The sequence below is a fragment of the Streptomyces sp. NPDC030296 genome (assembly GCF_055572815.1).
In genome coordinates, this window is sequence record NZ_JBVICQ010000006.1 from 420233 (window position 1) to 437254 (window position 17022).

The following is a 17022-nucleotide window of genomic DNA, read 5'->3' on the forward strand; positions in this document are numbered from 1 at the left end:
CCGCTGCGTCGGCCGTCAGCCGTGCCGGCGCAGCTCGTGGAAGAAGTCGTCCACGATCCGCAGGCCGCCCGTCCGGGCGACCTCGGCGTGGACACGACCGCCGACCGCGAGGTCGAGGACCCCGAGGCCGAAGGGCGAGAAGATCACCGGACGGTCCGCCGGTACGGACGCGCGGCCGGTGAGCACGTCGTGGAGCGTTCCGTCGAGGAAGTCCCGGCCGCCGGTGAGCTGTTCGGTGAGGTGCGGTGAGGTGTTCGCCTTCAGACAGTGCTCGACGTCGTCGACGAAGTTCGCCGAGCCGAGCAGCACCTCGGGCGCCAGGTCCCGCAGCGACACGTGCAGCACCAGCGGGTGGTGGGCGAACCACTTGGGCTCGTGCACGTGCGGCTCGCCCGCGATCGTCGCGAACACGATCAGGTCGCTGGCCCGGATCACGTCCTCGGCGCTGTCGTACGTGACCACCCGCCCGCTCGCGCCGGACCGTTCCAAGTACCCCCGGAACCCGGCCGCACTGGTCGCGGACAGGTCGTGCACCCCCACCTCCTCGAAGGACCAGCCGGTCGCGGCGAGGAAGGTGTGGATGTAGCGGGCGATCAGGCCGGTGCCGACGAAGCCGACCCGGACCGGGCGGGGCGCCTCACGGGCCGTGCTCAGCCGGTCGGCCGCGAGCGCCGCCGACGCGGCCGTCCGGGTCGCGCTGATGACCGAGGCCTCCAGACAGGCGAACGGATAGCCGGTGGTGTGGTCGTTGAGGATGAGCACGGCGGAGGCGCGGGGCAGCCCGGCCGCCGTGTTCTCCGGGAAACTGGAGATCCACTTCAACCCGTCCACCTGGAACGTTCCCCCCAGCGAGGCGGGCAGCGCGATGATCCGCGAGGACGGGCGGTCCGGGAAGCGCAGGAAGTACGACGGCGGGTTGACCGTGTCGCCCGTGTCCCCGGCGCCGTGCAGCCGGTACACGGTCTCGACCAGGTCGACGATCTCCCGCTCCCGCCCCTGGAGCGCCTCCCGCACCTGGGCGCCGGAGATCACGGCAAAGCCCGGAGTCCCGGTCATACGAACCTCACCTCGTCCTTCGTGTCGTCATCGGAAAGCCGTACGGGGTCCGTGAACCCCACAAGCACCTCGCGTGGCCCCTCGTAGGGCTCGCGGCTGTGGGCGCAGCGGATGTTGTCGACGAGCAGCAGGTCACCGGCCCGCCACGGGGTGCGGACGGTGTGGGCCTCGTAGACCGCGTTGAGCGTCTCGACGACGTCCGCGCCGATCGGTTCGCCGTCGCCGTGGCGGGTGTCGAAGGGCAGGCCGTCGGGGCCGTAGAGGTCCATCAGGTACGCGCGCACCTCGGGGTCCATCGTCCATGCGTTGAGGAACGCGACCTGGTTGAACCAGCAGCGCCGACCGGTGACCGGGTGCCGCACCACGGCGGGGCGCCGCTGCCGCGTGCGCAGGGAGCCGTCGGGCTGCCAGGCCACGTCGACGCCGTTGGCGCGGCAGTACCGCTCGACGGCGGCCCGGTCGGCGGTGCCGAAGGCGTCCTCGACGGACGCGCCGATCTCGTCGTTGTAGGAGCGGGTCAGCAGCCAGCCGTCCCGCTCGAACCGTTCGGCGAGCCCGGCCGGCAGCGCGGCGAGCACGGCCTCCGCGTCGGCGAGGCCCGTCGCCCCGCCCCGGTCGGCGGGCCGGAGGCAGGCCAGGAGCAGCAGGCCCGGGAACTCCCGTGTGTAGCTCGACTCGTGGTGCATGCACATGGGCTGGTTCGGCGGCCAGGGGGTCGAGGAGTACACCCCGTCCGCGTGCGTCCGCCGGGGTGCGAACGTCTCCCGCTCGCCCAGCAGGGTGCCGCCGCCCAGCTGCCGGAACACGGCCTCGGCCTCGGCCGCGTCCCGCAGTCCGAGGCCCCGCACCAGGACCGCGCCGTGCTCGGCGACGACGGCCCGCAGGGCGTTCCGGTGCCCGGCCGCCCAGCGGGGCGCGGGCACGACGGGGGAGACCGGCAGCAGAGCGGGCCTGCCGGGGGAGAGGTCCACCTCCGGGAGCGGCTGCGGAACCGGCGGCGCCTCCGGGGCGGTGCGGCGGCGGTCCCGGGCGCCGCGGCGGCTCAGAAAGCTCATGACGACGCCCTTCCGTCGAGGTCGGCGGCGGCCCGTGCGGCCGTCCGTGTGTCGATCAGGGCGGCGAGGTCCGCGAGGACCGGGTGGTGGGCAACGTCCTTGAGGGACACCGCCCGGTCCAGGGCGACGGCGAGTTTCACCGCCGACAGGGAGGTGCCGCCCAGGTCGAAGAAGTGGTCGTCGCGGCCGATCCGGGCCCTCGGCACACCCAGCGCGCCGGCCCACGCGAGGGCCAGCCGCTCCTCGGTCGCCGTGACCGTCGCCACCGCGGGTCCGCCGTCCGTGGTGTCGACGCACTCGGCCAGTTCGGTGAGCGCCCGCCGGTCGGTCTTGCCGTTGGCGGTCAGCGGCAGGCTCGCCCGCCAGTGGAACGCCGACGGCACCATGTACGCCGGCAGCGAGGCCGCGAGTCGCTCCCGCAGCACCTCGCCCGGCAGCGGCCGGCCGGAGTGGAAGGCGACCAGCCGCGCGCCCCCGGCGACCACGACCGCGCCGTCACGTACCCCGTCGACCCGCAGCAGCGCGTTCTCCACCTCGCCGATCTCGATGCGGAAGCCCCGCACCTTGACCTGGGTGTCCCGGCGGCCGAGGAACTCCAGCTTGCCGTCGGGCCGCCACCGTCCGTGGTCGCCGCTGCGGTAGAGCCGCTCACCCGGCCGGTACGGGTCGGTGGTGAAGGCCCGCCGGGTGCGCTCGGGATCGTTGACATAGCCCCGCCCGACGCAGACCCCGGAGAGGACGATCTCACCCGGGGCGCCCAGCGGTACGAGGGAGAGGTGCTCGTCCACGACGTACACGCGGACGTTGCCGACCGGGCGGCCGAGCGGCACCCGGTCGCCCTCCGGTGCCCGGTGCATCACCTCGTGGTTGGTGTCGTCCGAGGTCTCGGTGAGTCCGTAGGCGTTGACCAGCGGAATCCCGGGCCCGGTGGCGAACCAGCGTTCGGCCAGCTCCTTCTTCAGCGCCTCCCCGGTGACGGACACCCGGCGCAGGTCCGGCAGCGGGCGCGGGCGCTGCTCCAGATGGGCGAGGACGGCTTCGAGGTACGACGGCACGACCTGGAGCACGTTCACCCGGCCGGCCGTGATCCGGTCGACGAACCGTTCGACGTCGAGGATCTCCTCCTGCTCCACCAGCAGGGTCCGCCCGCCGGCCAGAGGCCCGGCCAGTAGCTGCCACAGGGAGATGTCGAAGCACTGGGGCGCGGTCTGCGCGACGACGTCGCCCTCGCCGATCCCCAGGTCGTCGAGCTTGGCGTGGAGGTGGTTCACCAGCCCGGCGTGCTCGCACATCGCGCCCTTGGGCTCGCCCGTGGAGCCGGACGTGAAGTAGATGTACGCGAGCCGGTCCGGGGTGATCTCCATGCCGAGGTCGGAGTCGGGGTGCGCCTCGTCGTAGGCGTCCTCCACGAGCAGTTTCTGTGTGTCGGGAAGCGCGGCCAGGGCCGCGTCCAGGGTCGCGGTGCTGCCCCGCTCGGTGAGCACCAGCTCGCAGCGGGCCCGGGTGAGCGTCCGGGCGATGCGCTCGGCGGGGAAGTGCGGCTCGATGGGGAGGTAGACGCCCCCGGCCTTGAGGACGGCGAGGACGGCGGCCATCCAGTCGAGGTTCCGCTCGGTGACCACCGCGACCACTCCCTCACGGCCGAGTCCGCGCACCAGCAGGGCCCGACTGAGCTGGTTCGAGAGGGAGTTGAGCTCCCGGTACGTCCAACGCCGGTCGCCGTGGACGGCCGCGACGGCGTCGGGGTGCGCCACGACCCGCTGCTCGAACAGCTCGTGCGCCCGGCGGTCGGGCAGCTCGCGGTGCGGCCCGGCGAGGCCGTCGAGCTGGAGGCGGACCTCGTCGTCCGACAGCAGGCTCTGCCGCGCGTGTTCGGCGTACGGTTCCACCGCGAGCCCGGCGAGCGCGGTGACGTGGTAGCCGGCGATCCGGGCGGCGGCGCCCTCGTCCAGGACGTCGGTGCGGTACCGCAGCCGCAGCGCGGGCCCGTGCGCGCCCCGCACCGGCGCCACCCGCAGGACCACGTCCCCGTCGAGGTCGCCGTCCGCCCCGGTGGTGTCGAGCACGGTCTCGAACGGCGCCTCCTCCAGGCCGAGTTCGGCGCGCAGGGCGTCCACGGGGAAGCCGGCGTGGGCCGACAGCTCCGCGAGGACGCGCCGGGTGTGCCCCAGCAGGGACCGCCAGGTGTCACCGGGCGCGGTGCCGATCCGGCAGGGCAGCACCCGGCCGTCCACCGCCCAGCCGGTGGTGACCTCCCGCTCGCCGCAGAGCGCGCCGAGCACCTTCGCATGGGCGGCGAGCAGCGCCGCCGTACCGTCCGGGCCCGCCAGCATGCCCTCGGGCAACGGCACTTCGTACGCGGCGCTGCCCTTCACGGGATCGCCGCTCCACCTCGGGATCGCGGTCCGCCCCCCGGCGGTCAGCATCCCCTGCCAGAACGTCCGGGCGGTGTCGCCCGCCGTGTTCGACCGTTCCATGTGTCTCCCCCCGACTCATTTCACTGTTCGCGCGAGGCGTCCGTCCGGGAGCGCCCCGGGGTGTCCGGTGCCGCGTACCGCGCCGTCTCCGTCGCCGGATTCCCGCCCCACCGCGCGTACGGCGGCACCTCCTCGCCCTTCATCAGGAAGGAGTCGGGGGCGAGCACGGCCCCCTCGCCGAGCACCACGCCGTAGTGCACGAACGCCCCGACCTCGAGCGTGCAGCGCGCGCCGATCGTGACGTGGTCCGACTTGTACGTGCCGTCCTCCTGAGAGTGGGCCTGGATCTTGGTGCTCGCGGCCAGCGTGCAGTCGTCCCCGATGGTGGTCAGGGTCCGCTCCGTGATGTACGCCCCGTCGTCGAAGACCCGCCGGCCGATCCGTACCCCCATCAGCCGCCAGACGACGCTCTTGTACGGGGTGCCGTTGAGGACCTGGAGGTGCTTGTCCGGGAGCTTCCACAGCCGCTCCTGCCGCCAAAACACCGGGTCGTAGATGGAGCACAGCCGTGGCCGCAGCGGCCGGAACCCGGTCAGGCACCGCTCCACCAGCACGTAGTGGGCGACCGTGAACACCAGGCCGGCGAGCGGGGCGGCGGCGAGCGCGAGCAGCCCGGCGGCGCGGTGGTGCCCGTACAGGTCGTAGGCCGCGAAGCCGAGGACGGTGAGCGCGCACAGGTGCAGCCAGCGCAGGAGGACGAACAGGGCCATCGAGCGCAGGTTGCAGCGGTTCTTCGCGGCGAGCCTGCGGCGCAGTTCGTCGCCCTGCCGCAGATGGTCGAAGCGGCTGTCGCGCTCCACGGAGCGGGGGATCTCGAAGGGCGGCGAGCCGAGCAGCCCGACCCCTTCGCGGATCTCGCCGTCGAGCGGGACCAGCACTTTGGTCGCCAGCAGACAGTTCTCGCCGGTCCGGCCGCCGACCGGGTAGGCGATGGCGTTGCCGAGGAAGTTGTGCCCGCCGATCGACGTCCGGGAGACCCGGAACGACGTGGCGGAGTACTCGGCGTTCATCACCGACAGCCCGTCCGCGACCATGGTGCCGCTGCCGACCCGGGTGAGGAACGGCGTCTCGTGCTGGATCTCGGTGCCGAAGTTCGACCCGGTCTGCTCGACCCGCGACAGGTCGTACCCGAGCGCCTTGAGGTACGGGACGATGTAGGAGCTGTCGCCGCACAGCCAGGCGAAGAACTTCACATTGGTGAGGCGCGCGATCGCGCGGTGCACCGAGTAGTGGAAGCCGTACAGCGGGTACGTCCGGTCCGGCCGGACCAGCGGGCGCAGCAGCCGCGGCACCACGAGCACCGCGAAGGCGCCGGTGACGACACTGCCGAGGAACAGCGCGAGGGACAGCGCCACCGCCTCGGCGTAGAAACGGGCCGAGGTGAGGTGCAGCGCCCCAGGGTCGAGCAGGACCTCCAGCGAGGGCACAGCGGCGAGCAGCAGATGGGCGCCGCCGACGGTCAGCGGCACGTACAGCAGGAACATCTGGAGCAGCGTGGCGAGCCCGTATCCGGCGCGTCGCGCGGTGCCGCAGGGAGCGGGGCCGACCCGGATGTGGTCGACGTCCGTCCGGCGGGCGGGGGAGCCGTGGAAACTCTGCCCCGCGGGGACGGTCTCGCCGGCGCGCAGCGCGGAGGAGTGGCCGAGCTGGGAGCCGTCGCCCATGGCGGTGTCGATGTCGAGCACGGTGTGCTCGCCGACGAACACGTCCCGGCCGAGGGTCACCGGGCCGGTGCGGATCAGCCCGGCGCGGGCCCGGTAGCCCAGGAAGTGGCACTCCTTGCGGATCACGGTGCCCGCGCCGATGGTGAGCAGATCGGTGCAGACCGGGACGGTACGGCTGAGGATCGTGACACCGGGGCCGATCCGGGCGCCCAGGGCCCTCAGGTACAGCACGTACAGCGGGTTGCCCACGAGCAGGGACATCGGGCTGGTGTGCAGCAGCGCCTTGACGATCCAGAACCGCAGGTAGGCCGGGCCCCACACAGGGAACTCCACCGGTTTCCACCGCCCGATCAGCAGCCACTTCGCGACCACCGGCAGCAGGCACAGGGCGACGAGGCCGAGCCCGCCGAAGACCGCCGACCGCAGATGGACCTCGACGAGCCCGGAGCCGTCCGCCACCCACGCGTACCCCTGTACGGAGCCGAGGGCGGCCACCAGGCAGTACCCGGCGAAGACGAGCAGCTGGAGCGCCCCGCACAGCACGTACCGGGGTGTGCTGCCCGGCGCGGCTTTCTCGGGCGGCGGCGCGGGAGCGGTGGCGGGCGGCGCGGGGGCCTCGGTCAGCGCGGCCGCGAGGGAGCGGACGGTGGGGTGGCCGTAGACGTCCCGGATGGACACGGAGGGCAGACGCGGATGCTTCCTGACCCGGGCGCAGAAATGAGCCATCGTCAGCGAGTTGGCGCCGAGATCGTCGAAGAAGTGAGCTTCGGCGGGCACATGTTCGATATGGGTGACGTCGGCCAGAACATCGGCCAGAAGTCGCTCGACGGCGGTGTGACTTTCCGCCGCGTCCGGCTCGGCCGTCTCGACCGCATCCGGTTCTTCCACCACGTGTCGTGGTACTGGCAATGTCATTGAATTCTCCGCGACAGGTATTGCGAGGAAGGGCGCCCGGGGGTGAGCGGACGGCGCGCGGAATGACGGTGAGAAAGGGGACGGAATGCGGTGACGGGAGTGGCGGAATGGGAACAGGCGTGGAACAGGCTGGTCGAAGCCTGGAGAATCCCCCGGACTGTGCTGTGCCGCAGCCTGATCCGGGCCGGCCCAGCGGAATGCAATCCGGATTCTTTCGGCACATTACCGAACAGGTCAAGGGAGACCGGGTAATTGACGCTTTCCCGCCCCTTTTCCGATCTCTTCCGGCTTGTCGAACCCCGTCCGGCCGCGAGCTTCAGCGGGGAACTTTCCGAAAAGCGGGTACAAACACGCTCCTGCGTTCCACTTCCGTCGCCTCAATAATTCGGCCAGCACGTCCATGACAGAAAACGAGATACGGAATCACCTTTGGTTTCCGCTGTGTTTCCCTTCGGCATCTGCCTCGTGACGGGGCCGGAGGGAAGCGAGCGGCACACGCGGAACCGGCCGCGGCCCGCGGCGCCGGGAGGTGAGGTCGGCACGCCCAGACGGATACCTTTAGGGCGTGCAGCCAGCAAGTCAGTCACCCCCCCGACCCGAGAGCCCGCACGGGCGTCTCCATCGCGCGCGTGCCCTCTACCGGAACGTCTCCAAGCGCAGGACCGCCTGGCTGCTCCTCAAGGACACCGTCAACTCCTGCATCGAGTACCGCATCCTCGGCCTCGCCGCGGAGGCGGCGTTCTTCACCCTGCTCTCCGTGCCGCCGCTGCTGCTCAGCATGATCGGCCTCCTCGGCTACGTCGACGACTGGACCGGCGCCGACACCATCGCCAGCCTGGAGCTCAACCTGCTGGAGGCCTCCCGCACCGTCCTGTCGGACAGGGGCGTCCGCGAGATCGCCCAGCCCATCCTGGACGACGTGATGAAGGGCGGCCGCCCCGACGTCATCTCCATCGGCTTCCTGATCGCCCTGTGGTCCGGGTCCCGCGCGGTGAACGTCTTCATCGACACCATCACCGTGATGTACGGCCTCGACGGCGTCCGCGGCATCGTCAAGACCCGGCTGATGGCGTTCCTGCTGTTCATCGTGGCCCTGCTCATCGGCTCCGTCGCGCTGCCGCTGATGGTCGCCGGTCCCGACGCGGTGGTCCGGATCGTGCCGTGGTCGACCACCGTCGTCCAGGTCCTCTACTGGCCGGTCGTGATCGTCCTGTCGATCGTCTTCCTCACGACGCTCTACCACGTGTCGGTACCTGTGCGCTCCCCATGGGTGGAGGACGTGCCAGGCTCCCTGGTCGCCCTCGGCATGTGGGTCCTCGGCAGCTTCCTGCTGCGCATCTACCTCGCCGCCACGGTCGAGGGGGCCACGATCTACGGCTCCCTCGCGGCCGCCGTCGCCGTGCTGCTGTGGATCGGTGTGAGCGCCTTCGCGGTCCTGGTCGGCGCGGCCGTCAACGCCGCCATCGACCGGGTCTGGCCGGCCGCCGCCACGGCCGCGGCCCGCGCCGCCAACGAACGCCTGCGCGAGGAGCAGGCCGCCGAGTACGTGGCCCGTGCGGCCGCCGCCCGCTCCCACGACCCCGAGGACCCCGACATGCCCTCCGAGTTCCCGGAGCGCTGGTCCCGCTTCCTGCCCCCGGAGGACGTCACCTCGCGCCTGCGGTCACCCGCGAAGAAGGGCGACGAGCAGGGGGGATGAGCGGGAGGTTCCGGCCGGGCGGGCGCGTCCCGGCTGAGCCGGACAACCGCGCGACCGACCACCCACCCCGCGCGTCCCGCTGCCACCCGTGGGGCCGCCGCCCACCAGTCCGGGCCACCCGGTCGCCCGCTCCAGGTGCCCTCGGCAGCGGTCGTCCGGTCGCCCGCTCCAGGTGCCCTCGGCCGCGGCCTCCTGGGTGCACTCGGTGAACCCGCCCGGCTCCCGGTCCAGCACCTCGCAGACTCTGCCGGGCGTCCTCGCGTCGCGTTCGTCCAGCAGCGCCTCGAACGTCTCCACCAGCGCCCCCACCTCCCGGGCGGGCACGACGAACCCCGGCCAGGAGGTCGTCCTCGACCGGCTCCTCGACCTGCGCCCGCCTCACCGCGTGGCGGCTCGCCCTGGCCGCGGACCGTCTCCGCGACACCGACGACACCCTGGAGGCGATCGCCCGGCGGGTCGGCTAGGGCAGGGTCGACGGGGTGAGCCCGCAGCCCAGGAGCACCGCGGACGGGGGCGGGACCACCACCGGTCACAGACGTAGGCTTTTCCCGTGTACGCGGAACGGGCGTCTCGGCTGGGCGGGGCCGTCGTGTGGACGAACAGCCCCGGCGGCCCGGACGATCCCGGCCCGGGGCGGGTCCTCCCCGACGGCTGCATGGATCTCCTCTGGAACGACGGACGGCTGCTCGTCGCCGGCCCCGACACCCGCGCGCACACCGTCGAAGGCGCCACCGGCGGCTGGGCCGGGGTCCGGTTCCCGCCGGGTGCCGCGCCCGCCTTCCTGGGCGTGCCCGCGCATGAACTGCGCGACCGGCGTGTCGCGTTGGACGACCTGTGGCCGACCCCGCTCGTCCGTGGGCTCACCGCACGGGTGAACGCGGCCCGCGATCCCGCGAACGGCCTCGAAGAGGTGGTCCTGGAGCGGGCGGCCGAGAGCGAGCGGCCCGATCCGCTGCTGCGGCGGGTGGTCGCCGCACTGGAGGCCGGACGGCCGGTGTCGGCCACCGCCGACGAGCTCGGTGTGGGGGCGCGGCAGTTGCACCGCCGCTCCCTCGCCGCGTTCGGCTACGGACCCAAGACGCTGGCCCGCGTACTGCGCTTGCAGCGGGCGCTCGCGCTGGCCCGCGCCGGGGTCCCGTACGCCGAGACCGCGGCCCGCACCGGATACGCCGACCAGGCCCATCTGGCGCGGGACGTCAGGGAGTTGGCGGGACTGCCACTGGGCGAGCTGCTCGGCGGACGGTGACGGTCCCGCGCGGGTGCGCGCCCACGCCGGCCACCGGTCACCAGCCGCAGGCCGGGAACACCGCCGCCGCATCCGCTACCCGGCCGACGGCAGCGGTGCGAAGAGGTCGACGCCGTTGCCGTCCGGGTCCAGGACGACGGCGTACCGCTGGCCCCACACCGCGTTCCACGGCTTGAGCTCGCCCTGGTACCCGGCGGCGACCAGCTCCTCGTACACCGTGTCGACCTCGGCGGGACTGTCGCACAGCAGGGCCAGGCCGGCGCCGCCGCCCCTGCCCCGCCGCCACTCGGGGTGGAAGGACCGCACGGTCTCCTCGGTGTCGAGCATCAGCCGGAGCCCACCGGGCAGCGCGGCCTCCGCGTGCGGCTGCTCCTCGGAGCCCTCGGGGAAGTCGAAGCCGAGACGGCGGTAGAAGGTGACGGAGGCGGCCATGTCCGAAGCCACCATCCCGATCGCGTCGAGTCGTGGAGTCATACGGCCACCGTAGGCGTGCCGCGCACGGCCGGTCTTGAAGGAAACGGACACGGGGCGAGGGCCCGCCGGGAGGCTGTGGCGACCGATTGCCGACGTAGAGGGCAAGCGCTTTCGGACAACGGACTCTTTGCCCTTCCTGTGGAACAACTGTGCGGCAGGATGGGGGACATGTTCCGTACCGCGCGCACTCTGCTGCCCCTGGTGTTGCTGCCGCTGCTGCTCACGGGCTGCGGGAGCGAGAAGGTCGTCGCGGTGCCCCGCGCACTTCTCGCGCCGACCCCCGACCGGGCTCAACTCCACGCCCGCGCCGAGGCACTCGGTCTCGCTCCGGGACTGGTCTACGTCACCGAGTCCCCGGGATTCGAACTGGCCCGGCAGTCGGTCGGCGTGTACGGCGACGACGGCTTCTCCGCCGCCTACTGGTCCCGGCGGAACAGCGCCCAGCTCCTGCTCCTCGTCGACCGCGGCGCGATGACCGCCGAGAACTGTCCCGAGAAGCCTCTCGGTCAGGGCACCGGCACGGCGGTCGACTGCGTGCGCGACGGCGGCGCCTGGTACCGCACGTCTGCGGGACAGCACGAGTACGCCCTCCAGCGCGGTGACCACGTCGTCCGGATCAGCGCGGTCACGACCGCCGTGGACCGCGACGTGCTGCGGGCCGCCGCCCGCGCCGCCCACCGCCCCACCGACGCCGAACTGGCCTGCCTCCTCCCGCCCCCGCGTGACGGGACGCCCGTCGAACGCGGCGACCTGCCCCCGGTCGGCGACGGAGCACCCGGCAACGAGGTCGGCGCGTCAGGCTGATACGAGGACCCGGCCTTCCCCGGCGAGCCTGCGGGAGGCGTCGCCGGGACGACCGGGTTCACGGATCGAACGCGTGCGCTACTGCGGTGTACCGCCCGGCTGCGGGCCGAACGCCGTCATGAACTGGTCGCGGAACTTGTCCATGCGCCAGACCGGGGTGTCGGACGCGGGCTTGAGGCCGTCCGTCCAGCCCCAGTCGTCGATCTTCTCCAGTACCTTCGGGTCCTGCGCGACGACCGACACCGGCACGTCGTGGCTCGGATTGTCGCCGGTGACCGTCTTGTTGGGCTGGTGGTCGCCGAGGAAGATCAGGACCGTGTCCTTCGAGCCGTACTTGGCGACGAAGTCGACGATGCTGCTCACCGAGTACTGGATGGTCTTGCGGTACTCGTCACGGACGTCGAGGGGGTTCTTCCAGACCTCCTTGGGGTCCTTGCCCTCGGCCTTCTGCAGGCCGTGGTAGACCGACCCGTCGCCGATCTCCTCCTCCGGGATCGTCCGCGGGATGGGCGCCCACGGGTTGTGGCTGGAGGTCAGGATGATCTCCGCCATCATCGGCTTGCGGCCCTCCTTGCCGTACTCCAGCTCCCGGAACGCCTTCAGCGTGTACTGGTCCGGCATGGTCGACCAGCTGAACTTCGGCCCCTGGTAACCCAGCTGGTCCGAGTCGTAGATGTGGTCGAGACCGAAGAACTTGCCCTCCGGCCACGCCTTCTGGGTGCCCGGCACGATCCCGACGGTGCGCCAGGCGCCGGTGCGGCGGAACGCCTCGGTGAGGGTGAGCCGGTCGCCCGCGACAAGGTGGTTGTAGCGCGACTGGTTCTTGATCCACAGCCCGGACAGGAACGTGGAGTGGCCGAGCCAGCTGCCGGCGCCCGTGATGGGGGAGCGCAGCCAGCCGCTGCGCGACGCGTACCCGGCGTCCTTCAGTTCCTGCGTCTTCTGCGCGAGCGTCTCACTCAGCGGCTCACCCATCTGCGGGTTGTCGATAGCGGAGCGGCCGTAGCTCTCGATGAACGTGATCAGTACGTCCTTGCCGCGCAGCCCCGTCAGCAACTGGTCCGGCGGCACGTCGGCGAAGGCGTCGACGGCGGCCTGCTTCTCGAACGCCTCGCCCTCCTTCAGCCCGTCGCGCACCGACTCGATGCGGTTCTCCACGAGCGTGGCCGCGCTGTGCGAGGCCAGCGGTACGTCCGCGACCTCCAGGGTCAGCGTGGAGCAGGTGATCCAGACCGTGCCGAGGACGAGGAGCGTACGGCTCGCGGTGTGCCGGTCGCGTTCCATCAGCCGGCTGATCCGCCGGACGGCGAACGTCGCCAGGAACGGCAGGGCGATCACCAGCGCGATCACACCGATCGTCGCCGCCTGCGCCGCCGTGTTGCCGAGCGAGTCCTTCATGAACGACCGGGCGTTGTCCAGCAGGGGCCAGTCCAGCACCAGGTCGAACGGCCGGTCGAGGGTCCAGTACGACCCCATGTCCAGCACCTTGACGATCATCAGCAGGCCGAGCACCGCGCCGATGACCACCACGGCCGTACGCCGCGCCTTCGGCGGCAGCACCAGCAGCAGCGCCGCGCCGAGGATGCCCTCCGCGGGGATCCGCAGCAGCCGGCCCACCTCGAACTTCGTCATGTCGTTCGGCACGAGCAACGCGAACATGACGAACGCGATGGCCAGCCCGGTCCCCACCCGGTCGAGCACCCGCGCCCGCCGAGGGTGCCGCCCGCGCCAGCCCTGGCCGCCGACGGCCCCCTCGGCTCCGGCCGCCACCTCGGCCTTCGACTCCGGTTCGGTCTGCGCATCCGGTTCCGGCTTCGCGTCAGGTCGGGGTTCGGCATCCGGTTCGGGCTTCGCGTCAGGTCCGGGTTCGGCATCCGGTTCGGGCTCGGCCTTCAGTTCCGGCTCTGCCTCGGGTTCCGGCTCGGTCTTCGCCTCGGTCGCGGACTCGGTGGCCGTCTCGCCTTCCGGTTCGGCCTCCGCCTTCGCATCGGCGCCGGCCTCGGGCTCAGCTTCGGCCTCGGCGGTGTTCTCGGGGGCGGTGTCGTCGTCCGGTGCGGGTGCCGGGCCCGGAAGCTGCGAAGAGCGTGTGTGCGACAACCCGAAGGTCCTTCCCTGTGGAACATGCTGGAGCTCTGTGCTGGTGGACGGAGCGAGCCGAGGAGCGGGACCGCCTTCGCGCCCGTACGCCCATCACTATGCGTACGGTGCGACGACGCCCACCGTTCACCCGTGCTCAGGCCGCCGGCAACCCCTCCACGTGAACTCCGACACCTTCCCACCCCGGGGTCAGACCGAGCGCGGCGCCCCCGTGCTCGCCCGTTCCACCAGCAGCGTCGACAACTCCGTGCGGGTGCCCTCGGGTCGGTCGCCCTCCATCATCCCGGCGAGCAGCCGCAGTGCCGTCGAGGCCATCTCGGACAGTGGCTGGCGCACGGTGGTCAGGGCCGGGGTCGCCCAGCGGGCCTCCGGCAGATCGTCGAAACCCACCACGCTGATGTCGTCCGGGATCCGCAACCCCCGCTCGCCCAGCGCCTGGTAGGCCCCGAGCGCCATCCTGTCGGAGCAGACGAACACCGCGGTCGGCGGTTCGGGCAGGTCCAGCAGCTGGAGCATGCGGTGGTGCGCGGTGGTCTCCGTGAAGTTGCCGTAGCGGACGTACTCCGGCCGGTACGGGACGCCCGCGGCCATGAGCGCCGAGCGGTAGCCCGCCACGCGCGCGCTGCTGCACATCTTGCGCCGGTACCCGGCGATGACGGCGACCCGCTCGTGCCCCAGGGCCAGCAGATGCTCGGTGGCGGTCATCCCGCCCTGCCAGTTGGCGGCGCCCACCGACACCACGCCCGGCGGGGGTTCGAGCACCGGGTCGATCAGGACGAACGGAATGCGGTGCTGGGCGAGCCAGGAGTACTGGGCGGGGGACAGCTCGGCCAGGTTGAACAGCACCCCCGCCGAGCCCCGGGCGGTCAGCTTGTCGAACCAGCCGCCCTCCGGGCGCGCGCCCCGGGTCCGGCTGAGACCCGCCGAGACCACCACTTCGAGGCCCGCGTCGTGCGCCGCCTGCTCCACGCCGTGCAGCACCGCCCCCGACCAGGAACTCTCCAGCGAGTGCACCACCAGGTCGACCATGCGCGACGGCTTCGACGCCTCGAACCTGGGTCTGCGGACATAGCCGAGCCTGTCCAGCGCCTCGGTGACCCGGCGCCTGGTCTCGGGGGCCACGTCCTCCCGGCCGTTGACCACTTTCGAGGCCGTCGGCACGGACACCCCGGCTTCGCGCGCCACCACCGCCAGCGTCGGCCCGGCCGTCGCGCTCCCGCCACGCACCATCGCGACTCCACCTCTCAGGCCCCGTCCCGAGGGCCGGTGAAACATTCGATTCGAGTAGCAAGCGCTCTCTACCGTAAGGCCAACTCAACACGGCGGGAAGGAGAGGGAAGCAGAGGGCGGCCCCGTAGGGGCGGGCGCCGCCCAGGGCGGTTACTCCTTGGCTTCCGGCAGGTCCCAACGGGCCAGGTCACGCAGCCACGCCGCGGCCGAACTGTCCGACGGGGCCCGCCAGTCGCCGCGCGGCGACAGGGAGCCGCCCGCCAGGACCTTCGGCCCGTTCGGCATGGCCGAGCGCTTGAACTGGGCGAACGCGAAGAAACGCCGGCAGAAGTACTCCAGCCAGTGCCAGATCTCCGGCAGGTCGTACGCCACCCGCTCGCCCTCCGGGAACCCGGGTGGCCAGGCACCCGCCTCGGCGTCGCGCCAGGCGTGCCATGCCAGGAACCCGATCTTCGACGGCCGGTAGCCGTAGCGCAGCACATGGAACAGCGTGAAGTCGTGCAGCGCGTACGGGCCGATCTTGGACTCCGTGGACTGGAGTTCCTCGCCGGGCACCAGCTCCGGGCTGATCTCCGTGTCCAGGATCGCCGCCAGCGTCTCGTTGGTGTCCTCGTCGAACTGGCCGCTGCTGATGACCCAGCGGATCAGATGCTGGATCAGCGTCTTCGGCACACCGGAGTTGACGTTGTAGTGGCTCATCTGGTCGCCGACGCCGTACGTGCACCAGCCGAGCGCCAGCTCCGACAGGTCGCCGGTGCCGAGGACGATGCCGCCGCGCTGGTTGGCCAGCCGGAACAGATAGTCGGTGCGCAGCCCGGCCTGCACGTTCTCGAACGTGATGTCGTACACGGGCTCGCCCGACGAGAACGGGTGGCCCATCTCCTTCAGCATCAGCCGGGCCGTGGGCGTGATGTCCAGCTCCGCGGCGGTGACCCCGAGGGAACGCATCAGCTTGTGCGCGTTGCCCTTGGTGTGCTCGCCGGTCGCGAAACCGGGCAGCGTGAAGGCCAGGATGTCGCTGCGCGGGCGGCCCGCGCGGTCCATCGCCCGCGCGGCGACGATCAGCGCGTGCGTGGAGTCCAGACCGCCCGACACCCCGATCACGATCTTCGGGCCGCCGATCGACGCCATGCGCTGCTGGAGGCCCGCGACCTGGATGTTGTACGCCTCGTAGCAGTCCTGGGCGAGCCGGGCGGGGTCCGACGGCACGAACGGGAACCGCTCGACCCGGCGCCGCAGCCCGAGGTCGGTGGTCGGCGGGTCGAGCCGGAACACCACCTCGCGGAACGCGCCGGTGCGCCCGGACAGCGCCCGGCGGTTGTCGTCGAACGTGCCCATCCGGTGCCGGGACTGCCGCAGCTGGTCGAGGTCGACGTCGGCCACCGCGTACTGGTCGCCCGCGGGGAACCGGTCGGTCTCGGCCAGCAGGGTGCCGCTCTCGTAGATCATGGTCTGGCCGTCCCAGGACAGGTCGGTGGTCGACTCGCCCTGCCCGGCCGCCGCGTACACGTACGCGGCGAGGCAGCGGGCCGACGCCGAACGGCACAGCAGCCGCCGGTCCTCGGCCCGGCCGACCGTGATGGGGCTGCCCGACAGGTTGACCAGGACGGTCGCGCCGGCCAGCGCGGCCTCCGCGCTCGGCGGCACCGGCACCCACATGTCCTCGCACACCTCGGCGTGCACCACCAGACCGGGGACGTCCTCGGCCGCGAACAGCAGGTCGGGGCCGAACGGCACCTCCGCGCCGGCGACCCGGATCGTCCCGCCGCGCTCGTCGTCACCCGCGGCGATCTGGCGCTTCTCGTAGAACTCGCGGTAGTTCGGCAGGTACGACTTGGGCGCGATGCCGAGGATCCGCCCACGGTGCACGACCACCGCGCAGTTGTAGATCCGGTGCCGGTGCCGCAGCGGGGCGCCGAGGACGAGCACGGGCAGCAGGTCCGCCGACCCGGCGACCACCGTCCGCAGCGCCGCCTCGACGTCGTCGAGCAACGCGTCCTGGAGCAGGAGGTCCTCGATGGAGTAGCCCGACAGGCACAGTTCGGGGAAGACGGCGACGGCGACGCCGTCCTCCGCGCAGCGGCGGGCCTGCCGCAGTACCGCTTCCGCGTTGGCGGGCGGGTCGGCGATCGTCGCGTGACCGGTGCAGGCGGCGACGCGCGCGAAGCCGTGCTGATAGAGCGACCAGAAGTTCACCGGTTTCCTCCGTGGACACCCCGGTGTTCGGCCGGGGAGGACGTGCGCTCCTGCGGAGCAGGGTGGGGAGCCGGAACGCCGTCGAGGCGATCGGGCGTCTTCGCCGCCG

13 protein-coding genes are annotated in these 17022 nt (G+C 72.1%); 4 read left to right on the forward strand and 9 right to left on the reverse strand.

The window, feature by feature from the left end:
- Window positions 1-15: 15 nt before the first annotated feature.
- Genes sbnB through ACZ4Z3_RS20050 form a run of 4 tightly spaced genes read right to left on the reverse strand, consistent with a single transcriptional unit; the run spans window position 16 to window position 7038 of the window.
- Window positions 16-1056: a 2,3-diaminopropionate biosynthesis protein SbnB gene (gene sbnB / locus ACZ4Z3_RS20035; protein ID WP_468502240.1), complete on the reverse strand. Its 1041-nt coding sequence runs from the start codon at window positions 1054-1056 to the stop codon at window positions 16-18.
- On the reverse strand, window positions 1053-2111 hold the full coding sequence (locus ACZ4Z3_RS20040) for a TauD/TfdA family dioxygenase (RefSeq protein WP_468502241.1): 1059 nt from the start codon (window positions 2109-2111) through the stop codon (window positions 1053-1055). The genes sbnB and ACZ4Z3_RS20040 overlap by 4 nt, the downstream gene beginning before the upstream one ends.
- The gene (locus tag ACZ4Z3_RS20045; RefSeq protein WP_468502242.1) at window positions 2108-4588 is read right to left on the reverse strand and encodes a non-ribosomal peptide synthetase; all 2481 of its coding nucleotides are present in this window, start codon (window positions 4586-4588) and stop codon (window positions 2108-2110) included. Before ACZ4Z3_RS20045 ends, ACZ4Z3_RS20040 begins: the two co-directional genes overlap by 4 nt.
- 20 nt (window positions 4589-4608) lie before the next feature.
- On the reverse strand, window positions 4609-7038 hold the full coding sequence (locus tag ACZ4Z3_RS20050) for a Pls/PosA family non-ribosomal peptide synthetase (protein WP_468502356.1): 2430 nt from the start codon (window positions 7036-7038) through the stop codon (window positions 4609-4611).
- Here ACZ4Z3_RS20050 and ACZ4Z3_RS20055 point away from each other — a divergent pair.
- Window positions 6946-7170: a hypothetical protein gene (locus ACZ4Z3_RS20055; protein ID WP_468502368.1), complete on the forward strand. Its 225-nt coding sequence runs from the start codon at window positions 6946-6948 to the stop codon at window positions 7168-7170. The two genes, ACZ4Z3_RS20050 and ACZ4Z3_RS20055, sit on opposite strands and share 93 nt — an antisense overlap.
- Window positions 7171-7732: 562 nt before the next feature.
- Window positions 7733-8866, forward strand: coding sequence for a YihY/virulence factor BrkB family protein (locus ACZ4Z3_RS20060; protein ID WP_468502243.1), 1134 nt, complete (start codon window positions 7733-7735; stop codon window positions 8864-8866).
- Here the strand turns inward: ACZ4Z3_RS20060 and ACZ4Z3_RS20065 are convergent.
- Window positions 8831-9190 (reverse strand): hypothetical protein, encoded by a 360-nt coding sequence (locus ACZ4Z3_RS20065; protein ID WP_468502244.1) that lies wholly within the window; start codon window positions 9188-9190, stop codon window positions 8831-8833. The genes ACZ4Z3_RS20060 and ACZ4Z3_RS20065 overlap by 36 nt on opposite strands.
- A 226-nt stretch (window positions 9191-9416) precedes the next feature.
- Here ACZ4Z3_RS20065 and ACZ4Z3_RS20070 point away from each other — a divergent pair, with 226 nt between their 5' ends.
- Window positions 9417-10112, forward strand: coding sequence for a helix-turn-helix domain-containing protein (locus ACZ4Z3_RS20070; protein ID WP_468502245.1), 696 nt, complete (start codon window positions 9417-9419; stop codon window positions 10110-10112).
- A gap of 75 nt (window positions 10113-10187) precedes the next feature.
- On the opposite strand, the gene ACZ4Z3_RS20075 is transcribed toward ACZ4Z3_RS20070, so the two are convergent.
- A complete protein-coding gene (locus ACZ4Z3_RS20075; protein WP_468502246.1) occupies window positions 10188-10586 on the reverse strand; it encodes a VOC family protein in 399 nt (132 codons plus the stop codon).
- A gap of 168 nt (window positions 10587-10754) precedes the next feature.
- On the opposite strand from ACZ4Z3_RS20075, the gene ACZ4Z3_RS20080 reads away from it, so the two are divergent.
- A complete protein-coding gene (locus ACZ4Z3_RS20080) occupies window positions 10755-11390 on the forward strand; it encodes a hypothetical protein (protein ID WP_468502247.1) in 636 nt (211 codons plus the stop codon).
- Window positions 11391-11468: 78 nt separating this feature from the next.
- Here the strand turns inward: ACZ4Z3_RS20080 and ACZ4Z3_RS20085 are convergent, their stop codons facing one another.
- The 3 genes from ACZ4Z3_RS20085 to ACZ4Z3_RS20095 all read right to left on the reverse strand — a co-directional run bounded on the left by ACZ4Z3_RS20085 (window position 11469) and on the right by ACZ4Z3_RS20095 (window position 16913).
- Window positions 11469-13487: a sulfatase gene (locus ACZ4Z3_RS20085; RefSeq protein WP_468502248.1), complete on the reverse strand. Its 2019-nt coding sequence runs from the start codon at window positions 13485-13487 to the stop codon at window positions 11469-11471.
- Between the two features lie 189 nt (window positions 13488-13676).
- Window positions 13677-14717 carry a LacI family DNA-binding transcriptional regulator gene (locus ACZ4Z3_RS20090; protein WP_468502249.1) on the reverse strand — a complete coding sequence of 347 codons (1041 nt, stop codon included), beginning with the start codon at window positions 14715-14717 and terminating at the stop codon, window positions 13677-13679.
- 150 nt (window positions 14718-14867) lie between these two features.
- Window positions 14868-16913, reverse strand: a complete 2046-nt coding sequence (locus ACZ4Z3_RS20095) for an NAD(+) synthase (protein WP_468502250.1) — start codon at window positions 16911-16913, stop codon at window positions 14868-14870.
- Window positions 16914-17022: the final 109 nt, after the last annotated feature.